Here is a 19,951-nt window from a genome sequence, read left to right on the forward strand (position 1 = left end):
ATGCTTACGATCGACAACCTCACCTACCGGATCCAGGGCCGGATGCTGCTCGATGGCGCATCGGCAACGCTGGCGGCTGGCTGGAAGGTGGGCCTGATCGGGCGCAACGGGACCGGCAAATCGACCCTGCTGCGCCTCATCCGCGAGGCCGACGAGGATGCCGACGCCGCCATCCGGATCGGCAAGGCCGCCAAGCTCGGCTGGGTGGCACAGGAAGTCGAGGCCTCGGACCGCACCCTGCTCGACGAGACGCTTCAGGCCGACACCGAACGCCATGCCCTGATGCAGGCCGCCGAGACCGAAACCGATCCGATGAAGCTTGCCGAAGTGCATGAGCGCCTGACCGCGACAGACGCCTGGTCGGGCGAAGCGCGGGCCGCCTCGATCCTCACCGGCCTCGGCTTTTCGCAGGCCGACCTTGGCCGCGCCTGCAGGGAATTTTCCGGGGGCTGGCGGATGCGCGCGGCCCTCGCCGGCGTGCTCTTTGCCGAGCCGGACCTGCTGCTGCTCGACGAGCCGACCAACTATCTCGACCTGGAAGGCGCCGCCTGGCTGGAAAGCTATCTCAAGCGCTATCCGCATACCGTGCTGCTGGTCAGTCACGACCGGGAACTGCTCAACAATGCGGTCACGCATATCCTCGCGCTGGAGCACCTGAAGCTGACCGTCCATGCCGGCAATTATGACAGCTGGCAGAAGAAGCGCGCCGAGCAGCTCGCCCTGGCGCAGGCCCAGAAGGCCAAGCAGGACAAGCAGCGCGCTCATCTGCAAAGCTTTGTCGACCGCTTCCGCGCCAAGGCCTCGAAGGCGACGCAGGCCCAGTCGCGCATCAAGATGCTGGAGCGGATGCAGGATATCGTCATCCCGCTCGAGGAGCGCACCCATCCCTTCAACTTCCCGGACCCGGAGAAGCTGGCTTCGCCGCTCTTCGTGCTGGACGATGCCGATCTTGGTTACACGCCCGGACAGCCGGTGCTGCGCGGCGTGAACCTGCGCGTCGACAATGATGACCGGATCGCGATTGTCGGGGCCAATGGCCAGGGCAAGTCGACGCTGGTGAAGGCGATTGCCGGCCGGCTGAAGCTGCTGGACGGCAACCGCGTGGCCGCGCCCAAGGTGGAAATCGGCTATTTCAGCCAGGACCAGCTCGATGAGCTGTCGGCCGGCCAGAACGCCATCGATCATGTCCGGCGCATGCGCCCGAACGCAACCGAGGGCCAGCTGCGCTCCATTGTCGCCCAGATCGGTTTCAACCGTGACAAGGCGGAAACAAAGGTCGAGAAGCTGTCGGGCGGGGAGAAGGTCCGCCTGCTGCTCGGCCTGACGGCGTTGAAGACCCCGCATATCCTGATCCTCGACGAGCCGACGAGCCACCTCGATATCGACTCGCGCGAGGCTCTGATCCTCGCGCTGAACGAGTATCAGGGCGCGGTGCTGCTGATTACCCACGATGTCTATCTGGCCGAGGCAACCGCTGAGCGGCTGTGGCTGGTCAATCAGGGCCGGGCGGCGCCCTATGATGGCGACCTGTCGGACTATCGCGCGCTGGTGCTGGCAGCCGACAAGTCCCGCGAGGGCGGTGGCGCGCCGGCCCTGCTTCCGCCGCCGCCTCCAGCGCCAAAACGCTCGGAAACCGAGATCCGCCGCGCCACAGCCGACATCCGCAAGCGGATTTCAGCCGCAGAGCGCGAGATGGACACCCTGCAGGGCAAGCTCGCGGCACTGGACAAGAAGCTCGCCGATCCGACGCTGTATGACCGCGATCCGGCTGAAGCGCAGTCGCTCGGCAGTGAACGCGACAGGCTCGCGGACGCGCTCAATGCGGCCGAGCAGGCATGGCTCGAAGCCAATGAGGCCTATGAAGCCGAGGCCTCGGCCTGATCGCAGCCGAAGCCTCGGGAATGCCACAGTTTCCGGGCAGTTGATCGATCAGGCGAACCCTTCCATTTCAGAGGGATCGGAATCGATTCGAGGGCGTTGATCCCTCAGGAAAGGCGGCAGATTTGCGCAAACCGATGACAGGCTGGCTGGGAGCGGTTGGCGCCGGTTTGCTGGCGGCGGGTCTGTCAGCGTGTGACCTGCCGGTCCGCAACGAGGCCGGCGACCATTGCCGCGAGCTAACCTACAGATCGAACCCCTATGTCGTGTGCAGTTTTGACGCGGCGCGCGAGGATATCCGCCTTTTCTATACCGGCGATGACGGCGTGCCCTACCTGCAGTTCGACGCCCTGGCCGAGGCCGTCGAAGCCGATGGCGGCACGCTCGTCTTCGCGATGAATGGCGGCATGTACCATGATGACCGCCGCCCGGTCGGATACCTGCGTACCGGCTCCGGCGACACCGCCACGGTCAATACGAATGACGGGCCCGGCAATTTCCACATGAAGCCGAATGGCGTGTTCTGGATCGATGAGGGCAAGGCGGGCGTCAGCGTTTCGGAGGCCTATCTCGAGGCAGGAATCGACCCCGACTATGCGACCCAGTCCGGCCCGATGCTGGTCATTGATGGCGATATCCACCCCTCGATCAATGCCGACGGCACATCCCGCAAGCGGCGCAATGGCGTCGGCGTCAGCGAGGATGGCGAGACGGTGTATTTCGCGATTTCGGACGGCGCGGTCACCTTCCACGAATTTGCGAGCCTGTTCCGCGACAGGCTCGATGCGCCGAACGCCCTCTTCCTCGACGGGCAGGTCTCGCGCCTCTATGCTCCGATGATCGGACGAAACGAGCCCGGGCTCGATATGGGTCCGATTGTCGGGGTGGTGGAATGAGGCAGATCCAGCTCAGTGACGAACGCCGCGACGCGCTGATCGGCCATCTGCAGACGCTGTTCTCGACAGAATTCGACGAAACCCTCAGCGATTTCCGGGCAGGTGAAATCCTCGACCGGATGCTCAAGACGCTTGGCCCCACCGTCTACAACCAGGCGGTCGAGGATGTCCGCGCGCACCTGCAGACCAAGCTCGATGACCTCAATGGCGAGGTCTATGTCGATGAAAACTAATTGCAGTTTGTAACCTTGACGTTACTTTCAGAAGCGCCCATTGTGTAACGCGAAGGTTACACAGAGGCATGCTCATGACAAACACGGAAAAACTCTCGGTCCGCCGGCGCTGGCTGCTCATCCTGCTGGGGCTGTCTTTTGCCATCTGGACGCTGGCCGATCTTGAGGTTGCGGAAGCCTATGCCGCAGACGGTCATGGCTGGATGGCGCTGCTTGGCGCGGCGGCCGGTCTGGTCTGGGTCGCCGGGCTCTTGTTTTTTACGTTCTCCTTTGCCCGCTCCAAGCTCGATCCTGCGTCGAAAGCCGCGCTTGAGGACGAACTTGTCGAGCAGAACCGCAAGACGTCCTTCTCGATTTCATACAGCGTACTGATCCTGCTGACGGTAACGTTCTTTCTCCTCTCGCGGATGACCGAACTCAACGCGAAGGACACAGTGACCGTCCTGCTGACCGCAGGCATCGTGACGCCGATGTTCACTTTCGCCTGGCTGGAGGGAAAGGGTGCCTGACCATCCAGACCTTGCCACGTCGCTGAAGGATTACCGTCAGGCCGCCGGCCTCACCCAGGCAGATCTTGCCGCAAAGGTTTCAGTCAGCCGCAAGACGATCAACACGATCGAAAATGGCGTCTTTGTCCCGACAACCGTGCTCGCCCTCAAACTCGCGCGCGCCCTCGGCTGCCGGGTCGAAGACCTGTTCAGCCTGAGAGACTAGTCGCCATCGTTCAGGTCGCGGATGGCCTCGTCGGTCTCACGAGCCATCTCCTCGGCAGCCTGGCTGGTCTCCTCGGCCGCTACACCCATGATCCGGTCCATCCGGGCCCCGGCTTCGGCAAAGGAGCCTTCGGTGATCCGGAAGAAGATCAGCAAGACGAGAAAGACGGAAGCGAAAAGGACGATAAGTCCGTACAGAAATTTGCCCATGGCGTGATGTTCCCTTGGTCTGGCCGGCTGCCTTGAGCGGCCGGCTTCCTTGCCATGGTTAACCCGCAAGGCGCCGACGCGTTCCGCGCTGACGCTTGGCAAGACCGGCAAATGACCCGATATCCCCCGTCAGATATCCGGAACACGAGATGAGGAGCGCGCAATGGCAAACCTGACGCTTTACGGCCTGAAGAACTGCGACACCTGCAAGAAGGCGATGAGCGAACTCGACAAGGCCGGCCATGATGTGGCGATGGTCGATATCCGCGCCGATACCGACCTCGCCTCGAAGGTCCCGCAATGGCTGAAGGCCGTCGGCCCGGACGCGCTGGTCAACAAACGCTCGACGACCTGGCGGGGCCTGTCGGAGGCCGAGAAGGCCGCCGTCGAACAGGGCAAGGCCGAAAAGCTGCTGATCGCCAATCCGACACTGATCAAGCGCCCCGTCATCGAGACAGGCGCCGATGTTCATGTCGGCTGGACCAAGGATGTGCAGGCGGTCTTCTGAGCTAGACCACCACATACCACAGGCAGGCAATCACGGTCGCGAGCATCACGACCAGCGACAGGAGCGTGCCCCACATACGCCCGGGCGATCCGCCGGACGAGCCGCCGAGGCCGACGGCATGCAGCACCCGCGCGAGGAATAGCGTTGCGCCGAGCGCATGCACCAGCCAGACCGGTGCGCTGAGCAGGGCAAGCCCGACAAGCCCAACGAGCGTCACCGGCACGTCTTCGACGGCATTACCCTGCACACGCTGGGCGCGCTGGACAGGCTCCTTGCCGCCATCGCCGAACATCACTTTCTCTTTCGCGCGCACGCGCCCGACATTCATTTTCAGCGCCAGCATCAGGAGCAGGCAGAGCGCCGTGTAGAGTACGGCGGCTTCAATCGCGGTCATGGATCAGTCCTCCCTTTATTGCCGTAGAGCTTCACCGGCTTCGCAGCGCGCCGTCAATTCAAATCACAAGCGCCAGGGTGGACTTCGCGCGGCGCGGCCTATCTACTTTCCACCAAGGACGGACGTCAGAATCCGGGAAACGAGGCACGATGTTAAGAGGGCCGATCAGGGAGGCGATCGACACCGGCCAGCCGCTCGCCGCGAGCGCGCTGGAGCGCGTCAGTACGCAGTTTGGCCATCGAGACGACTATGCCGACACGCTGATCGTGCTGGCCGCGGACGCAACGGACAATGTCTCGGCGGCCGCAACCTGGCTCATCAAGCATCACCTTGAGCAGGGAAAGACACTCTCACCGGCGCAGACCGGCAAGCTGATCGAGACCCTTGTCGCGGTGACGGCCTGGGGCGCGCAGCTGCATGTCTGCCAGTCCATCCGGTTTCTCGACATCCCGCCGAACTATGCGACCACGCTCATCGCCTGGCTGCGGCCCCTGCGCAGCCATCAACGGCCATTCCTGCGCGCCTGGGCGCTCGATGCGACCTGCCAGGTGGCGCGCCAGAGGGAGAATGCCATGCCCGAAGCGCGCGCGGCGCTTGAGGCTGCGCTGACCGATCCTGCCGCGTCGGTGAAAGCGCGGGCCCGCGCAATCAACCGCCAGTTCGAGGCCTGACCGGCTTGCGCGTCGGACTGGCGGTTGACTAAACTCGCCGGAATCAGGTGGAGGACGCATTCTATGCGGATCGGAATCATTGCTGCGCTGGCGGCGCTGGGCGGGCTGGTGCAGCCCGTCGCTCACGCGGACGAGACAGCAGCAGACGCGGCCACGCCGCCGGCCTGCCCGGATGATGCCGTGCAGCAGATGTTCAATGTCCAGATGGCCGTCCTTGCCGGGCAGCTGACGGACGTCCAGCAATTGTTCAACATTGCGGAGAACGCGTCTGCAGCCTGCCCCGAAAACAGCGCGGTCCAGTCCTATGCGAGCCTCTTCTACGGCATGGTCAGCAAGTCCGTCCCCGAAGCCGAAAACCAGCTCATGTTGCTGTCAAAAGCCTATGATACGGCGATCGCCGCCGAAGCCCATATTGGCAGCTCGTCGGCGGAACCAGTCACCCTGCCGGACGGGACGGCGCAAACGGTCTATCCCTACGGACAGGCTTTCGGCGCCCTGAAGAAGGAAGTCTTCCCGGACCTCGCCAAGCTGGCGGCAGCCGGACATGTCCACCCGATCTTCGAAACCGAAACGCTTGAGGCCTGCCCCTATGTGACGGCCTATAATTCGAGCGTCCAGTTTGAGATTGACGGCTTTGCCTGGACCTCGCCCTACGAAGCCGCCGATTTCGTGACGACGCGGCTGGAGGCGCTCAAGGGCGCCTGCCCGCACAAGACGACCAACATTGTCGCCGCGCTCGGCCGTGTGAATGAGCGGGCCGCGCGTTCGGCCCGCGAGGCCGGCGACGAGGCAAAGGCTCTCACCTACGCCCAGGCCGCCTTCGACTATACCGAGGAATTCGCGGCGCTGCCATCTTCGGGCAGCGAATGGGAAGGACTTCACATCGCGATGGGTAACATCCGCGCCACAATGAAAGCGGACTTCCTCAAAGATGCCCAAACGGCCCAATAGGGCCTTCCGGGCCGGGCGGACCTGAGAAAACTCGGAACACAACCAACCCCCTTCCCGTTGTTTGGGTAAGCAGACAACAGGAAAGGAAAGCCATGAAACGTATCATGACTGCACTCGCCGCAACGACCGCATTTGCCGCCGCGCCGGCCCTTGCCGACCATCACATGGACAAGAAGGATGACCATGCCGAGATGGACATGAAGGGCGACCATATGGACGTCTCCCAAAAGGACTGGACGAAGGCGCAGATGAACTCCGAGGTCACGGCCCTGAAGGCCAGCCAGGTCTTCCTCGCCATTGATGACGAGAATGACGGTGTGATTTCGAAAGCCGAGTGGAGCGACTGGCAGAACCGCTCCAAGGACAGCACCAAGCAGTTCTCGGACTATGATGCCGACTCCGATGGCGATATCGAGCTCAGCGAATACCTCGCGACCTTTGACATGTCGTAGGATGAGCTGATTGCTGGAAAGCAACCGGAAGCCCGCCAGAAAGGCGGGCTTTCTTGTGTGCGCAGGTGAGGGCGTACGGCAAAGACGCTTGATGCTTCGGCGGCCCCGGGGCACACCCGGCCCATGCTGATCGCCTTCAACAAGCCTTATGGCGTGCTTTCACAGTTTACCGACAAGGGCACGGCAGGCTCCACCCGCCCGACCCTGTCAGCCTATATCGACGTGCCCGGCGTCTATCCGGCCGGGCGTCTCGACCGGGACAGTGAGGGCCTCCTCCTGCTGACCGACGACGGCAAGCTGCAGGCCCGGATCGCCGAGCCGAAGCACAAGATGGAAAAGACCTACTGGGCGCAGGTCGAGGGCCTTCCCGACGAAGCCGCGCTACAGGCCTTCCGCACCGGTCTCGACCTCAAGGACGGACGCACCCGTCCCGCCCGCGTGGCGCTGATCGATGAGCCGCCGGGCCTCTGGGAGCGCGACCCGCCGATCCGCTACCGAAAGTCGGTGCCCGATTGCTGGCTGGAGATCAATATCAGCGAGGGCAAGAACCGCCAGGTCCGCCGCATGACCGCAGCCATCGGGCATCCGACGCTGCGCCTCATCCGCTGTTCGATCGGCGACTGGATGCTGGACGGACTGAAGCCGGGGGAATGGCGGGCGGTCGATGTTTCATGATCGTGATTTGGAACGCCGTGCCAGCGCGCTAGGTTAACCTTCAGGACGCCCGGAACAGCACCATCAGGGAAGGAAACCACCATGCGCCGTACGCTTTTCACCACGCTTACCGCCGCCGCCGCGCTCGCCCTCTCAGCTGAGGCCGGCGAGGCCGTCACCTATGATGTCGATGGCATGACCTATGAAGGCTATCTCGCCGAGGCGACCCGCGAGGCGAAGGGGCTTGTCATCATCATCCATGACTGGGGCGGCCTCGATGACTACGAAAAGACCCGCGCCGAAATGCTCGCCGATGAAGGCTACGATGCCTTCGCCGTCGATCTCTACGGCGCCGGCAACCGCCCGGACACGACCGAAGCGCGTAAGGAACTGGTCGGCCAGCTCTATGGTGATCGCGACATGATGCGCGCCCGCATTCTCGGCGGCATCGCCAAGGCCCGCGAAGTGTCTGGCGAGAACGAGGCCATTGTCATGGGCTATTGCTTCGGCGGCGGGGCGACGCTGGAACTCGCCCGCTCCGGCGAAGGCGAAGGCATTGCCGGCTATGCGACCTTCCATGGCAGCCTCGATGCGCCCGAAGGCGCCGACTATTCGAAGACGGATGCACCCATACTGGTCATGCATGGCGGGGCCGATGCGGGCATCCCGAACGCGCTCGCCGCGCAGGCGGCCGACGCAATGGAAGCGGCTGGTGTGACGTATGAGGTGCAGATCTATTCCGGCGCACCGCATGCCTGGACGGTGTTCGGCTCCGACCGCTACCGCGAGCATGCCGACCAGCAGTCCTGGGACGCCTTCCTCGACTTCACAGCCCACAACCTGCAGGGCGGCTGAGCAGACACTTGGCCCGGCGGGACAGCCGATGCGTCACGCCACGGATAATTGTCACGGCAGCCAGCGCCTGAAACGTCTTCTTGCGCACCAATTCTGGTCTAACGAGGGACATGAAGACGCAAATGCCGCGTTTAAAGGCAGATTGACCCGGATACAGCACACATAGCGATTGAGTGTCGCCGTCAAACGTAATAAGCCCGATGGTACAAATGTAGCAAAGGGATGGGGACATCACACATGACGGACGACAAGGCGCCGACGCGCAAGGGTGAGGCGTTCAACCGCCTGCTGACGGCACTGGCCGCTATCATGCCGAGGCGGCCTGAACGGTCCGAATTCGTCGATTCCGCCGAACTCGCCATTGCGCATTCCTCAAGACTGCGGCTGGCGCGCTACATCGATCATCCGCGCGGCGATGCACAGGCCAGCCTGCCGGAGTCCCGCAAGCGCAACGCCGCCAAGGCGGTCGGACGAATGATCTCGGCGGGCGCGTTCAAGGAAGTGATCGTCCCGAACGGCGACCACAAGAACATCAACCTGCCCGAATCCGGCATGATCGCGGTATCGATCAGCCTGGCGGAACTGAACGTTCAGTACAATCGCTGGGTCGAGGGCGGAAAGGTTGGCCCCAAGCCGTCGCAGGAAGTGATTGCCGACAATATCCGCAAGCAGTCACTGCTCTGGTCGCTGGAAAGATCGGAGACGCAGGACCTGCCGATCCTGCTCCGGGATATCTGGATCGTGCACGGGTCCGGATCCTTCGACATGCTGGTTCTCGTCATGTACCGCAAGTCGGATGACTTCATGACCTATGTCCGCGATGTCGTGCAGCGCACCGAAGGCGTCCTCAACACGCATACGATGCAGATTTCGACGATGTTGTCGGAGGATCAAGGCCCCGCCTGATCAGCGATACTTGCGCGGATTGTGGTAGAGATTGGCCTCGTGATGGTCGAGTGCGCGCGCCGTCTTGCCATTGCGGATATCGCCCACCTGACGCTTCACGTGTTTGCGCACATCGTGATTGTAGCGCAGCATGGTGCAGAACAGCTGGATCACGGTTTCGAGCGGGCCGTAGGTTTCCGAATCCCGGATCTTCACCTTCCATGAGCCGCCGAGATTGATGACCCGGTGATCTAGCACGCCGATCTTCCGGCCCTGCCAGTCATACAGCACATAATCGGCCCCGATCGCGAAGACCTTGCGGCGCAGGCTGTAGAATTTCGGGCCGTCGCGCGTCTCCAGGAAGAAGGAAAAATACTCTGGCAGGAAAGGCCACTTCAGGGCTGACCGCTCAAGCTGGACGAGCTGGTCGTGCCGCGCAAGGTTGATCGTGTAGGCACATACCGGCAGCCCGCGCGCGCCCATGGAGAGCTGCATCGAGCGGCCCATCATCAGCTCCATCGATGCCTTCCAGTTCATCGAATCGGTGAACTGCTTGATGACCAGCCGGCGCTTCAAGCCGCCCTCTTCCTTCCAGGCTTCCTTGCGGTAGGCGAGCACGCCCGTGCGTTCGCCGCCATCACGGACCTGGCCGATGATTTCCATGTCATGGCTGAACTGGTCGGACGCGGCCTCATGCTGGGTATGCTTCATGATGCCCAGCTCGGTGAGGTTCATGTCGGTCAGCCAGAGATCGACCTTGAACCGGCGCCATTTCGTCTTCGCCCGGCTCTTCGAGCTGGCGTTTTCTGCGGTCGCTATGGCCATGGGTTGTCTCCAGATCTGCTTCGCAAGTGCGGGCAAGCTCGCGCATCGAGGTCGACAGAAGGTTAATGGAAGGCGGGTTTCCGTTAAGCCTGACAGACCGGCGGCGTTTGACGGGGATCAAGGACCCGCGGCGCGATCCCTGAAAAATGGGCGCTATTGTCAGCATGGGAGCCCGCACATGAAGGACACACTGCGAACCAAGGCCGTCGATATCATGGAGGCCTGCCAGGACCTCGCCATTGCGACCTTGCGCGAGGACGGCTTTCCCCAGAACACCACGGTGTCCTTCGTCCATGATGGCCTCGAAATCTTCTTCGGCGTCGGTACCGACAGCCAGAAGGCCAGGAACATGCGGCGCGACCCGCGGGTCTCGATCAGCATGACACCGCCTTACAAGGACTGGTCCCACATTCGCGGCCTGTCGCTGGCCGGACAGGCGCGCGAGGTGACCAGCGATGAAGAGACCTATGAGATTGCGCGGCTGATGGTCCGGCGCTTTCCGCAGATTCCGGCCATGGAGCTGCCGGAACTGAGCGGCGCGGCTTTCTTCCGCGTGATGCCGACGGTTATTTCCGTCCTCGACTATGAGAAGGGTTTCGGTCACGCCGACACAGTCCGCGTCCAGGACAATGACATTGCCGAAAGCCTTGAGAGCATGAAGCATAAATGGCTGATCCCGGTGAGCTGAGCCGGGGCAAGCGGCTACCTGGCCGTCAGCTGCTTTTCTGTTAGAGCTGATGATCGGGAGGGCGCGACGCCTCGAATCGCGAAAGGAGAAAAGCATACGATGCAGAATATGTTCCGCACGCTGGTCAGCATAATCGCATATCTTGGACTGGTATTAGCCGTCGTCCCAAGCGCCATGTCTCAGCAAGGTGGAATGGAAACGCCGGAGCCCTGTCCCGAAGGGGCCGAAAAGGTGCTTCTGACGACGATGATCGGCCTCTCCACGGGTCAGTATGAAAACCTCGGGCAGCCATACGGCGTTGCGACGGCCGCGGTCGGACAGTGCCCGGATAACGGGATCGCCCTGAGCCTCGCTGCGAGCCTGATCGCCGATATCGGCATGCGTCTCGGCAATGCCCAGTCCGACCAGGCGCCCCGCGTGCTCGCAGAAGCCTTCGATACCATAATCGCGCAGGATAATGCGCCCGCGCAGGCGCCCGTAACGGTTCAGGTCGGCCAGTACGACCCGATTACCTACACGACCGAGAATACGCGGACGAATGTCGACGAGATGCTGAAGAAGCAACTCCTGCCCGTTCTGATCGGGGCCTCCAGGCAATATGAGATCAGTTCCCGGTTCAATGCCGATGTGGAGGCTTGTCCCTATTCGAGCCGGGGCCAGATTCGCGCCCTTCGCGAGGCTGAAGGGATCGTGTCGGCCCTTGGAACCCGGGCTGACGGGTTCAATCACGAAGCTCCACTCTCGCGGCTCGAGACACTTCGTATCAACTGCCAGGAACAGACACGTCCGCTTGCCATGCAGGAAATGAAGGCGCTCATGGACATGTCCGAGAAACTCACCGACCTCGACAAGGACAGCGATGCGGCCTGCCTTGCCGACAAGGGACGCGCCCTGATTGAAGAGTACCGCGCCAATGCGGGCGCCGAGGAGTCTGAAGCTGCTAATCTCAGGAAACTGGAGGCGTGGGACAGCGTGATGAAATCCAATAGTCTCGTCGTCTGCCCAGAAGAGGACTGAAGCCTTCATACGCGGCTTCACAAACCGGGACGCAGCGCATAAACCGCGCGCATGTCTCTTGTCGGCCTGATCGGCGGGGTGAGCCCCGAAGCTACGAAGATCTATTTCGATCTCTTGAACGCGCATGCGCGCACCCGCTTGGGCGGCCAGCACTCGGCGCGCTGCGTCTTCTTCATGCTCGATTATGGCGTGATGATCGGCCACTATCATGACGACGCCTGGGACGCCTTCAGAGCGGAGGTCGTCAAAGGGGCGAATGCGCTGAAGGCCGCCGGCGCGACAGCGATCGCCATCACCTCCGGCACCACCCATGTCGCGGCCGAGGCCGTCGCGAAAGAGACCGGCCTGCCGGTGATCCACATGCTCGACAGCCTCACCGAGGCGATGCAGGCGAAGGGCGTCGCCCGCCCGCTGCTACTTGGCACGCCCTGGGTGATGAGCGGCGACTTTTTCCGCCCGGCCCTGCTCCAGCGCTATGACGGCGACCCGGTCGTGCCCAGCCAGACCGACCGCGACATCATTGGCCGGATCATCTTCGACGAACTCGTGAATGGCGTGGTGAAGGACAGCTCGCGCAAGGAGATGCAGGCCCTCGTCGCGCGCTACGATGTCGATGGCGTGATCCTCGGCTGCACGGAGCTATGCATGATCCTCGAAGACGGCGACTGCGATGTGCCGGTCTTCTCGACGACCCATATTCACGCCGATGCCATAAACGACTGGATTGGAGACGGCCTCGCATGACGACCATTACCATCCCGCCCGCTTTCAATGGCCCGCCCGGCAGCGGCAATGGCGGCTATTCGGCCGGCCTGCTCGCCGCTCACCTCGACGGCCCGCACACGATCCGGATCAATGCACCGATCCCGCTCAATCGCCCGCTGGCGATGCGCCGCGAGGACGGCATCACCACGCTGCATGATGGCGACGCGGTGATCATGACGGCCCGGCCCGAAGCCCCGTCCATTGCGCCGCGCCCGGCGCCCTCCTTCGAGGCAGCGAAAGACGCCAGCGAACACCCCCGGCCTTTCGGCGCCGGTGAGCAGTCGGTCTGCTTTGTCTGCGGCCGCAACCGGGCAGAGGGCGAGGGCCTGCGCATCTTCTGCGGGCAGCTCGACGACGGAGAAACCGCCGCCACGGTCTGGACCCCGCACGAGACCTTTGGCGGCGAAGACGGGCTGGTGCGGCCGGAAATCCTCTGGAGCGCGCTCGACTGTCCGGGCGGCTTCTCCCTGCCGGATGTCGACCGCGCGCTTTTGGGTGAGATGAATGCCGAAATCCTAGAGCGCCCGCCTGTCGGCGAGCCACTGATCATCCAGGCCTGGCGCACCGGCGGAAAGGGCCGCAAGCACTTTGCCGGCACCGCGCTCTACCGCCCGGACGGCACGCTGCTCGCCCATGCCGATACGGTCTGGTTTGCCGTGGATACTGAGCAGTTCGAGGCCAATGCCTGAGCCGGCGGCCCCCTTGCAGCGCCCGGCTTGAGGCCATGCGGGCATCGCCCTACCCTCTTTGAAACGCATTGAGGGGACGCCCATGATCAGACCGCTCGCCATCGCCATGGCACTCGCAGGCCTGCCGTTCGCCGCCGCGGCGCAGGCCGCTGAAACGACCTGTCCAGACGATGCCTTCCAGCAGGTCAAAACCCTGCTCGACCGGATCGACGCCTTGCCAGCAGACAGTGGCCCGCCCGAGGCACTGAACGCCGACGTCCAGTCGCTCCATTCGGCCTGTCCCGGCAATATCGAGGTCCAGCTGCGCGTTGCCATGGCGGCCTGGCTGCTCATCGATTTCGAACCGGACAGCGACGGCGTCGCGCGCAAGGCTGTCTTCGCATCAAACGCCCTTCGCAATGTCGAACGCCGCTGGATGGCAGACGATGCGGCCGAAAGCTGGCCCTACGCCAAGGGGACGCCCCCGGAAAAGCGGGCCGAAGCGCAGGCCGAAGCCCGCGCGTCGCAGATCGACCTCGCCAAGCAGATCCTCCAGGGATTTGTCGTGAAAACCATGTTCGAGCGGATGCTTGAGGGCATTTACGATACCGGGTTTGACGGCCCGGACGAGACGGCCTGTCCGTATGCCTCGTCCGATCTACTAGCCGCAGAAGTGGAGACACATTACGAATTCATTGCTCAGCTTGCACAGCAGGTCGACCAGCAAGGCGCCGTCATTCCCAGCCTACCGAATGTCTACCGGCTGAACCTGCTGCGTGACCGCTGTGAGGCGGCCGGCCGCCCGATCGCAGAAGGCGTCGCGGAATACTATGTGCAGCTCGCCGACTTCGCGCAGGCCTATTCTGGCCGCCCCCTGCCAGACGGCTCACCCGCCCCGGATGACCTTCCGGAGCAGCTGGCCAAGGCCGCGCTCAGCCAGCTCGACGCCTATGAGACCCTGCCCGAAGTCCCAAGGTCGGACGCAGAACAGGCAGACGACACCATTGCCGACATAAGACGGCGCGCCAACACCATCCTCGCCGAGGCCGGCTGAGCGCTTGCCCCTATGCAGCGCCTGCCACTTCCGTTAGGGTCAACCATATCCGAGGGGCGCGCATGGCAAGCGCTGAGATCGGGCCGAGGATCATTCAGGGAAAGTGGGAAACGGTTTCCCGTCCGGAATGATCCCATCGCAAAGATGGCCGCCTGAGCACCCTTTGAACCTGATCCGGGATGAACCGGCGTAGGAACGGAGCAAGACTTGGGCGCCAGCGTCACCCTTCCGAATATCCCGGCCGCCGTGAAAGCGGTCTATAACCGCTATCCGAAGCCCGCGCGCATCCAGCTCCTGAAGCTCCGCGACCTCGTCTTCGAGACCGCCGAAACCCTGCCCGAAACCGGCCCCATCACCGAGACACTGAAATGGGGCGAGCCGTCCTACCTGAACAAGGCCGGCACCACGATCCGCCTCGCCTGGTCAGACAAGCGCCCGGATGTCGTCGGCCTCTTCGTCAATTGTCAGACAAGCCTGCTCGACGACTGGCGAGAGCACTATTCCGAAACGCTCGACCTCATCGGCAACCGCGAAATCCGCCTGCCCCTCGGCGCGCCGCTCCCGCTCGAGCCCCTCCGCCACTGCATCGCCATGGCGCTCACCTATAAGAGCCGGAAGGATGAGAAATGACGCTCCAGAAACACCGCTTCGCATGGCTAATGCCGCCTCTGTTGTCGTTGCTCTGCGCCTGTGCAGGCACGAATAGCGATCCGGAAATCCTGCCAGAAGCGCAGGCGCTGGAGCCGGGGACAACCCTGCACTATGTGCGTTCCAATCATGATCTGACCAATCCGAGGGACATCTACGTCCACCTTGTCAGCCCCACAGAGCTCGCCGTTGTGAAGCGGCAGGCGCCGTGCACGGATGCGGCACTCGTAACAGCGACCTTTGATCCCGAGACGGGCGAAGCGCTGACCATGACAGGCGGCCGGCTTGACCGGAATGGCGAACAGGTCGCCCAGGCATTTTTGACGTTCGATCCCGACACGCGGATGATTGAGATCCGCTTCGGCAGCCCTGACGGGACGGAGCCGCAACTGGCGGAGACCGCGCCGCCCGCGCCCTGGCGCATGTATGACTTCGACCTTGCAGAGTTTGCGCTGTTCGGGCCGGCAGGCATGCAGGGAACGGAGGACTTCACCTTCGGCCTTGCATTGGCCTGGCCTGCCGACGATGCCCCGCCATTTCAGATCCTCGGCGACTACAATGCCGAATTTTCTAACTCCCAACTCGGAGACGACGGGCTGGCGAAGTGGAACATGTTCAAAGTGACCGGCGACGGTATCGAGGAGGGCGACCTCTGGCTCGATGCCCGCTCCGGACACGTTGTCCAGGCGTATTTCCAGCGACCCAATCACCCTGGATATGACGACTTCAGCCTACGCCTTGTGGAAACCATGGAGGGCGCACCAGCCTGGACCACGCTTCTCCAATCGCACTGGACGACCTGTCCGGAAGAATCTGACTAACTGAAAGTCCCCCATCATGAACAAGCCCACCCCTCAGTCCGACTTCTCAACCCCGAAAGTCACGACCGGCCCGCTGCCCGCGAGCCGCAAGGTCTACACCCATCCCAAGGCCGATCCGAGCCTCAGCGTCCCGCGCCGGATGATCGACCTGCACCCGTCGGCCAATGAAGAGCCGGTGCCGGTCTACGACACCTCCGGCCCCTACTCCGACCCGTCGGTCACCATCGATGTCGAGAAGGGCCTTGCCCGCCACCGCACCGAATGGGTGCTGGAGCGCGGCGGCGTCGAGGAATATGAAGGCCGCGACGTGCGCCCGGAGGACAATGGCGGGGTTTCCGGCAAGCATCTTGCCCGCGAATTCCCCACGAAACATCGCCCGCTCAAGGCAACGAATTTCGACCCGACCGGCAGTGTCGCGCTCAACCCGAAGCGCACCGACGCCGACCGCGAGGCCAACCGCAAGCCGGTCACCCAGTATGAGTTTGCCACCGCTGGCATCATCACCAAGGAAATGATCTACGTCGCCGAGCGCGAGAATCTCGGCCGTCAGGAAATGCTCGAAAACGCGGAAGCGCAGATCGCCCAGGGCGAGAGCTTCGGCGCCGAGATCCCGCCCTTCATCACGCCGGAATTCGTGCGCGACGAGATCGCCAAAGGCCGCGCCATCATCCCGGCCAATATCAACCATCCGGAGCTTGAGCCGCAGATCATCGGCCGCAACTTCCTCGTCAAGATCAACGCCAATATCGGCAACTCCGCCGTGACGTCCTCAGTGGAAGAAGAAGTCGACAAGATGGTCTGGGCGACGCGCTGGGGCGCCGACAATGTCATGGACCTGTCGACGGGCCGCAACATCCACAACACCCGCGAATGGATCATCCGCAACAGCCCCGTGCCCATCGGTACCGTGCCGATCTACCAGGCGCTGGAAAAAGTGAACGGCGTCGCCGAGGACCTCACCTGGGAGATCTATCGCGACACGCTCATCGAGCAGGCCGAGCAGGGGGTGGACTATTTCACCATCCATGCCGGCGTGCGCCTGGCCTATATCCACCTCACCGCCAAGCGCGTCACGGGCATCGTCTCGCGCGGCGGCTCGATCATGGCCAAATGGATGCTCGCCCACCACACGGAGAGCTTCCTCTACACCCATTTCGAGGACATCTGCGACATCATGCGCGCCTATGATGTCTCCTTCAGCCTCGGCGACGGCCTGCGCCCCGGCTCCATCGCGGACGCCAATGACGCGGCCCAGTTCGCAGAGCTGGAAACCCTCGGCGAGCTCACCAAGATCGCCCACGCCAAGGGCTGCCAGGTGATGATCGAGGGGCCGGGCCACGTCCCGATGCACAAGATCAAGATCAATATGGACAAGCAGCTGCGCGAATGCGGCGGGGCGCCTTTCTACACGCTGGGCCCGCTCACCACCGACATCGCGCCCGGCTATGACCACATCACGAGCGGCATCGGCGCGGCGATGATCGGCTGGTACGGCACGGCCATGCTCTGCTACGTCACGCCGAAGGAGCATCTCGGCCTGCCGGACCGCGACGATGTGAAAGTCGGTGTCATCACCTACAAGCTCGCCGCCCACGCCGCAGACCTCGCCAAGGGCCACCCCGCCGCGCAGATCCGCGACGATGCGCTCTCACGCGCCCGGTTCGAGTTCCGCTGGGAGGACCAGTTCAACCTCTCCCTCGACCCCGAAACCGCCCGCGATTATCACGACCAGACCCTCCCCAAAGAGGCCCACAAGGTCGCCCATTTCTGCTCCATGTGCGGCCCGAAATTCTGCTCCATGAAGATCACGGCGGAAGTGAGGGATTATGCGGCCGGCATGACTGACAATGAGAAGGCAGACCTCGAGCGCCAGGCGAAAGAGGCGGAAGAGGGCATGAAGGCCAAGAGCGCCGAATTCATGGCTCAGGGCGCTGAGATTTATGTGGAGCGGGAGTGATATGCTGATCGCCCACGTTCACAAAACTGGCGAATGTTAGTCCCGTAATTACCATTTTTTAGGCGGGATATTGGACAACTCGGAGAAATCACTTTTAAGTTTCGTCTGGGCCAGTTTGGGGTAAGTTAGTGAAACCGTTCATTAAGTGGGCTGGCGGCAAGCGATGGTTAGTCGGAGAAGCTGGCTTTTCATTGCCTGAGTTCGATGGACGGTACATCGAACCCTTTTTGGGCGGTGGTGCAGTATTTTTTCATACTCTTCCCGATTCTGCGATACTTTCAGACGCAAACTCGCGGCTCATCGAAACCTACAATGCTATAAAGTCAGACTGGCAAAGGGTTTACAGCGCCCTCCAACAGATGCAACGGGATCACAGCAAAGAATATTATTATATTGAAAGAGCGAGGAAGCGCCGAACTCCATATTCTCGTGCAGCGCAATTTCTATACTTAAATCGCACGTGCTGGAATGGACTATACAGAGAAAACTTGAAGGGTGAGTTCAACGTTCCGATTGGAACTAAGTCAAAGGTTATTTTCGAAAACGAAGACTTTTCGGAAATCAGTATTGCTCTACGTGACGCAGAAGTTATTTGCTGTGATTTTGAAGAGACTATCGATAGAGCGGGGCGGGGAGATCTGATATTTGCGGATCCGCCTTATACCGTTGCTCATAACTTGAATGGCTTCGTTAAATACAATCAAAATATTTTTAGTTGGTCGGATCAGGAGCGATTGCGAGACTGCTTGTGCTCAGCTGCTTCGAGAGGCGCTCAAGTGGTCCTGACCAACGCAGACCATGAGTCGATACGAGATCTGTACGATGGAGTTGCCACGTACAAAAAGATGCAACGGGCATCTGTGATTTCTGGATCGTCAGCCGCTCGGCGAACCACCACAGAAGCGATTTTGTTGATGGGTTGAGAGGCGCGCAAACGATGTGGTCTGCTCCCTGAAAAGTGGTCCATTATTTGAGTTAGTTCCGGCTTCAGATATGGAGCTGAGACATGGGCAAGAGATCTACGCCTGAAGAGATTATTGCGAAGCTGCGGGAGGTGGAGGTGCGCCTTGCTCGCGGTGAGACGACGGGTCAGGCCGTGCGTTCGATCGGCGTGACGGAGCAGACCTACTACCGGTGGCGCAAGGAGTATGGCGGGCTGCAGGTTGGCCAGGCCAAGCGGATGAAGGAGATCGAGAAGGAGAATGCGCGGCTTCGCCGGGCGATCTCCGATCTGACCCTCGACAACCAGATCCTTCAGGAAGTCATCAAGGGAAAGTTCTAAGCCCTTCACGCAAACGCGAAGCGGTCGATCATGTGGTTGAGACACTCGGCGCAACCGAGCGCCGGGCCTGCCGTGTGATCGGCCAGCACCGTTCCACTCAGCGCAAGCCGCGCGTGCCGCGTCAGGACGAGGATGTGCTGACAGCAGCCATCATCGCCCTGGCGGAACGGTTCGGCCGGTATGGCTACCGCCGGATCACGGCCCTGCTGAGACGGGATGGCTGGCATGTGAACGAGAAGCGCGTCTATCGCATCTGGCGGCGTGAGGGGCTGAAAGTGCCAATGAAACAACCGAAACGTGGACGCCTCTGGCTGAATGACGGTTCGTGCGTAAGACTTCGGCCAGCGCACAAGGGCCATGTCTGGTCATATGACTTCGTGCAGGACCGCACCCATGACGGCAAGGTGTTCCGCATGCTGTGCGTCATAGATGAGTTCACCCGCGAATGTCTCGCCATCCGCGTCGAACGCAAGCTCAACTCGCGTGATGTGCTCGACACGCTGGGCGAGCTGTTCGTGCATCATGGCCCGCCGGAGCATATCCGCTCCGATAATGGCCCCGAGTTCATCGCCACAGCTCTACGGGACTGGCTGGCACGTATCGGCGTGAAGACGCTCTATATCGAACCGGGAAGCCCATGGGAAAACGGATACTGCGAAAGCTTCAACTCCAAGCTCAGGGACGAGTTGCTGGCGAGGGAGATCTTCTATGATCTCAGGGAGGCCAAAGTCCTGATCGAAACCTGGCGGCGGCACTACAACACCGCGCGCCCACACTCTTCTCTGGGCTACCGGCCACCCGCTCCACAAACCATCTTGCCCGCGGCGTTCATACCGCCTTACTGTGACGAGGTAGCGGCATGAACGCCGCTACGTGGAAACCGCCGGACTAACATTACCGGTGGACCACCCCTGTGGGGCAGAGCA

At 62.1% G+C, this 19,951-nt stretch carries 24 protein-coding genes, 1 pseudogene and 1 riboswitch; of the genes and pseudogenes, 22 read left to right on the forward strand and 3 right to left on the reverse strand.

The features are described from left to right. The 5 genes from D1223_RS09770 (at window position 1) to D1223_RS09790 (ending at window position 3,721) form a co-directional block, all read left to right on the forward strand. Entirely contained in the window at window positions 1-1,881 is a 1,881-nt protein-coding gene (locus tag D1223_RS09770; protein WP_119376259.1) for an ABC-F family ATP-binding cassette domain-containing protein, read from the forward strand. Between the two features lie 134 nt (window positions 1,882-2,015). Continuing rightward, a complete protein-coding gene (locus D1223_RS09775) occupies window positions 2,016-2,774 on the forward strand; it encodes a phosphodiester glycosidase family protein (RefSeq protein WP_119376260.1) in 759 nt (252 codons plus the stop codon). Continuing rightward, window positions 2,771-3,007 (forward strand): DUF2164 domain-containing protein, encoded by a 237-nt coding sequence (locus D1223_RS09780; RefSeq protein WP_119376261.1) that lies wholly within the window; start codon window positions 2,771-2,773, stop codon window positions 3,005-3,007. Before D1223_RS09775 ends, D1223_RS09780 begins: the two co-directional genes overlap by 4 nt. A 74-nt stretch (window positions 3,008-3,081) precedes the next feature. Further along, window positions 3,082-3,516 (forward strand): hypothetical protein, encoded by a 435-nt coding sequence (locus D1223_RS09785; RefSeq protein ID WP_147372771.1) that lies wholly within the window; start codon window positions 3,082-3,084, stop codon window positions 3,514-3,516. Next, window positions 3,509-3,721, forward strand: coding sequence for a helix-turn-helix transcriptional regulator (locus D1223_RS09790; protein WP_119376263.1), 213 nt, complete (start codon window positions 3,509-3,511; stop codon window positions 3,719-3,721). Before D1223_RS09785 ends, D1223_RS09790 begins: the two co-directional genes overlap by 8 nt. On the opposite strand, the gene D1223_RS09795 is transcribed toward D1223_RS09790, so the two are convergent. Next, window positions 3,718-3,930, reverse strand: a complete 213-nt coding sequence (locus D1223_RS09795) for a hypothetical protein (RefSeq protein WP_119376264.1) — start codon at window positions 3,928-3,930, stop codon at window positions 3,718-3,720. The genes D1223_RS09790 and D1223_RS09795 overlap by 4 nt on opposite strands. Before the next feature lie 163 nt (window positions 3,931-4,093). Here D1223_RS09795 and D1223_RS09800 point away from each other — a divergent pair, with 163 nt between their 5' ends. After that, window positions 4,094-4,438 carry an ArsC/Spx/MgsR family protein gene (locus D1223_RS09800; RefSeq protein ID WP_119376265.1) on the forward strand — a complete coding sequence of 115 codons (345 nt, stop codon included), beginning with the start codon at window positions 4,094-4,096 and terminating at the stop codon, window positions 4,436-4,438. 1 nt (window position 4,439) lies between these two features. On the opposite strand, the gene D1223_RS09805 is transcribed toward D1223_RS09800, so the two are convergent. Further along, window positions 4,440-4,832 (reverse strand): MAPEG family protein, encoded by a 393-nt coding sequence (locus tag D1223_RS09805; protein ID WP_119376266.1) that lies wholly within the window; start codon window positions 4,830-4,832, stop codon window positions 4,440-4,442. Window positions 4,833-4,981: 149 nt separating this feature from the next. On the opposite strand from D1223_RS09805, the gene D1223_RS09810 reads away from it, so the two are divergent. The 6 genes from D1223_RS09810 (at window position 4,982) to D1223_RS09835 (ending at window position 9,321) form a co-directional block, all read left to right on the forward strand. Continuing rightward, the gene (locus D1223_RS09810; protein WP_119376267.1) at window positions 4,982-5,503 is read left to right on the forward strand and encodes a hypothetical protein; all 522 of its coding nucleotides are present in this window, start codon (window positions 4,982-4,984) and stop codon (window positions 5,501-5,503) included. A gap of 63 nt (window positions 5,504-5,566) precedes the next feature. Next, window positions 5,567-6,454: a hypothetical protein gene (locus D1223_RS09815; protein ID WP_119376268.1), complete on the forward strand. Its 888-nt coding sequence runs from the start codon at window positions 5,567-5,569 to the stop codon at window positions 6,452-6,454. A 92-nt stretch (window positions 6,455-6,546) separates the two neighbouring features. Further along, window positions 6,547-6,906, forward strand: coding sequence for a hypothetical protein (locus D1223_RS09820; RefSeq protein WP_119376269.1), 360 nt, complete (start codon window positions 6,547-6,549; stop codon window positions 6,904-6,906). Between the two features lie 123 nt (window positions 6,907-7,029). After that, the gene (locus D1223_RS09825; RefSeq protein ID WP_119376270.1) at window positions 7,030-7,581 is read left to right on the forward strand and encodes an rRNA large subunit pseudouridine synthase E; all 552 of its coding nucleotides are present in this window, start codon (window positions 7,030-7,032) and stop codon (window positions 7,579-7,581) included. Between the two features lie 81 nt (window positions 7,582-7,662). Beyond that, complete coding sequence (locus D1223_RS09830; RefSeq protein ID WP_119376271.1) at window positions 7,663-8,415, forward strand: dienelactone hydrolase family protein; 753 nt, start codon at window positions 7,663-7,665, stop codon at window positions 8,413-8,415. A gap of 237 nt (window positions 8,416-8,652) precedes the next feature. Then, on the forward strand, window positions 8,653-9,321 hold the full coding sequence (locus D1223_RS09835) for a hypothetical protein (protein ID WP_119376272.1): 669 nt from the start codon (window positions 8,653-8,655) through the stop codon (window positions 9,319-9,321). Here the strand turns inward: D1223_RS09835 and D1223_RS09840 are convergent, their stop codons facing one another. Further along, window positions 9,322-10,125, reverse strand: a complete 804-nt coding sequence (locus D1223_RS09840) for a hypothetical protein (protein WP_119376273.1) — start codon at window positions 10,123-10,125, stop codon at window positions 9,322-9,324. Between the two features lie 178 nt (window positions 10,126-10,303). Here D1223_RS09840 and D1223_RS09845 point away from each other — a divergent pair, with 178 nt between their 5' ends. From D1223_RS09845 to D1223_RS09890, 10 genes and pseudogenes are all read left to right on the forward strand, one after another. Further along, a complete protein-coding gene (locus tag D1223_RS09845) occupies window positions 10,304-10,813 on the forward strand; it encodes a pyridoxamine 5'-phosphate oxidase family protein (RefSeq protein ID WP_119376274.1) in 510 nt (169 codons plus the stop codon). Window positions 10,814-10,912: 99 nt separating this feature from the next. After that, window positions 10,913-11,830 (forward strand): hypothetical protein, encoded by a 918-nt coding sequence (locus tag D1223_RS09850; RefSeq protein ID WP_147372773.1) that lies wholly within the window; start codon window positions 10,913-10,915, stop codon window positions 11,828-11,830. A gap of 51 nt (window positions 11,831-11,881) precedes the next feature. Further along, window positions 11,882-12,574, forward strand: a complete 693-nt coding sequence (locus D1223_RS09855; RefSeq protein ID WP_119376276.1) for an aspartate/glutamate racemase family protein — start codon at window positions 11,882-11,884, stop codon at window positions 12,572-12,574. Further along, window positions 12,571-13,284 (forward strand): hotdog family protein, encoded by a 714-nt coding sequence (locus tag D1223_RS09860; protein ID WP_119376277.1) that lies wholly within the window; start codon window positions 12,571-12,573, stop codon window positions 13,282-13,284. Before D1223_RS09855 ends, D1223_RS09860 begins: the two co-directional genes overlap by 4 nt. A gap of 82 nt (window positions 13,285-13,366) precedes the next feature. Then, complete coding sequence (locus D1223_RS09865; RefSeq protein ID WP_119376278.1) at window positions 13,367-14,317, forward strand: hypothetical protein; 951 nt, start codon at window positions 13,367-13,369, stop codon at window positions 14,315-14,317. A 42-nt stretch (window positions 14,318-14,359) separates the two neighbouring features. Continuing rightward, window positions 14,360-14,530, forward strand: a riboswitch (TPP riboswitch). Next, window positions 14,525-14,947 (forward strand): DUF1801 domain-containing protein, encoded by a 423-nt coding sequence (locus D1223_RS09870; RefSeq protein ID WP_233353118.1) that lies wholly within the window; start codon window positions 14,525-14,527, stop codon window positions 14,945-14,947. It overlaps the preceding riboswitch by 6 nt. Further along, window positions 14,944-15,786: a hypothetical protein gene (locus D1223_RS09875; protein ID WP_119376279.1), complete on the forward strand. Its 843-nt coding sequence runs from the start codon at window positions 14,944-14,946 to the stop codon at window positions 15,784-15,786. The genes D1223_RS09870 and D1223_RS09875 overlap by 4 nt, the downstream gene beginning before the upstream one ends. Window positions 15,787-15,802: 16 nt before the next feature. After that, a pseudogene (gene thiC, locus D1223_RS09880) lies at window positions 15,803-17,611 on the forward strand (phosphomethylpyrimidine synthase ThiC); the annotation flags it as partial. A 260-nt stretch (window positions 17,612-17,871) separates the two neighbouring features. Next, entirely contained in the window at window positions 17,872-18,666 is a 795-nt protein-coding gene (locus D1223_RS09885) for a DNA adenine methylase (RefSeq protein ID WP_119376281.1), read from the forward strand. An 83-nt stretch (window positions 18,667-18,749) separates the two neighbouring features. Next, window positions 18,750-19,888 (forward strand): IS3 family transposase gene (locus D1223_RS09890; protein ID WP_119375279.1). Its coding sequence is split into 2 segments (ribosomal slippage): window positions 18,750-19,008 and window positions 19,008-19,888, totalling 1,140 coding nucleotides; the frame shifts between segments, so codons are not numbered across the junction. Window positions 19,889-19,951 lie beyond the last annotated feature (63 nt).

The organism is Henriciella mobilis (assembly GCF_003576285.1).
GTDB classification, from domain to species: domain Bacteria; phylum Pseudomonadota; class Alphaproteobacteria; order Caulobacterales; family Hyphomonadaceae; genus Henriciella; species Henriciella mobilis.

Excerpts from the sequence above, each read along its gene's own strand:
- D1223_RS09770 (WP_119376259.1), top strand. The coding sequence starts at position 1 with ATGCTTACGATCGACAACCTCACCTACCGGATCCAGGGCCGGATGCTG.
- D1223_RS09775 (WP_119376260.1), top strand. The coding sequence starts at position 2,016 with ATGACAGGCTGGCTGGGAGCGGTTGGCGCCGGTTTGCTGGCGGCGGGT.
- D1223_RS09780 (WP_119376261.1), top strand. The coding sequence starts at position 2,771 with ATGAGGCAGATCCAGCTCAGTGACGAACGCCGCGACGCGCTGATCGGC.
- D1223_RS09785 (WP_147372771.1), top strand. The coding sequence starts at position 3,082 with ATGACAAACACGGAAAAACTCTCGGTCCGCCGGCGCTGGCTGCTCATC.
- D1223_RS09795 (WP_119376264.1), bottom strand. The coding sequence starts at position 3,930 with ATGGGCAAATTTCTGTACGGACTTATCGTCCTTTTCGCTTCCGTCTTT.
- D1223_RS09800 (WP_119376265.1), top strand. The coding sequence starts at position 4,094 with ATGGCAAACCTGACGCTTTACGGCCTGAAGAACTGCGACACCTGCAAG.
- D1223_RS09805 (WP_119376266.1), bottom strand. The coding sequence starts at position 4,832 with ATGACCGCGATTGAAGCCGCCGTACTCTACACGGCGCTCTGCCTGCTC.
- D1223_RS09810 (WP_119376267.1), top strand. The coding sequence starts at position 4,982 with ATGTTAAGAGGGCCGATCAGGGAGGCGATCGACACCGGCCAGCCGCTC.
- D1223_RS09815 (WP_119376268.1), top strand. The coding sequence starts at position 5,567 with ATGCGGATCGGAATCATTGCTGCGCTGGCGGCGCTGGGCGGGCTGGTG.
- D1223_RS09820 (WP_119376269.1), top strand. The coding sequence starts at position 6,547 with ATGAAACGTATCATGACTGCACTCGCCGCAACGACCGCATTTGCCGCC.
- D1223_RS09825 (WP_119376270.1), top strand. The coding sequence starts at position 7,030 with ATGCTGATCGCCTTCAACAAGCCTTATGGCGTGCTTTCACAGTTTACC.
- D1223_RS09830 (WP_119376271.1), top strand. The coding sequence starts at position 7,663 with ATGCGCCGTACGCTTTTCACCACGCTTACCGCCGCCGCCGCGCTCGCC.
- D1223_RS09835 (WP_119376272.1), top strand. The coding sequence starts at position 8,653 with ATGACGGACGACAAGGCGCCGACGCGCAAGGGTGAGGCGTTCAACCGC.
- D1223_RS09840 (WP_119376273.1), bottom strand. The coding sequence starts at position 10,125 with ATGGCCATAGCGACCGCAGAAAACGCCAGCTCGAAGAGCCGGGCGAAG.
- D1223_RS09845 (WP_119376274.1), top strand. The coding sequence starts at position 10,304 with ATGAAGGACACACTGCGAACCAAGGCCGTCGATATCATGGAGGCCTGC.
- D1223_RS09850 (WP_147372773.1), top strand. The coding sequence starts at position 10,913 with ATGCAGAATATGTTCCGCACGCTGGTCAGCATAATCGCATATCTTGGA.
- D1223_RS09855 (WP_119376276.1), top strand. The coding sequence starts at position 11,882 with ATGTCTCTTGTCGGCCTGATCGGCGGGGTGAGCCCCGAAGCTACGAAG.
- D1223_RS09860 (WP_119376277.1), top strand. The coding sequence starts at position 12,571 with ATGACGACCATTACCATCCCGCCCGCTTTCAATGGCCCGCCCGGCAGC.
- D1223_RS09865 (WP_119376278.1), top strand. The coding sequence starts at position 13,367 with ATGATCAGACCGCTCGCCATCGCCATGGCACTCGCAGGCCTGCCGTTC.
- D1223_RS09875 (WP_119376279.1), top strand. The coding sequence starts at position 14,944 with ATGACGCTCCAGAAACACCGCTTCGCATGGCTAATGCCGCCTCTGTTG.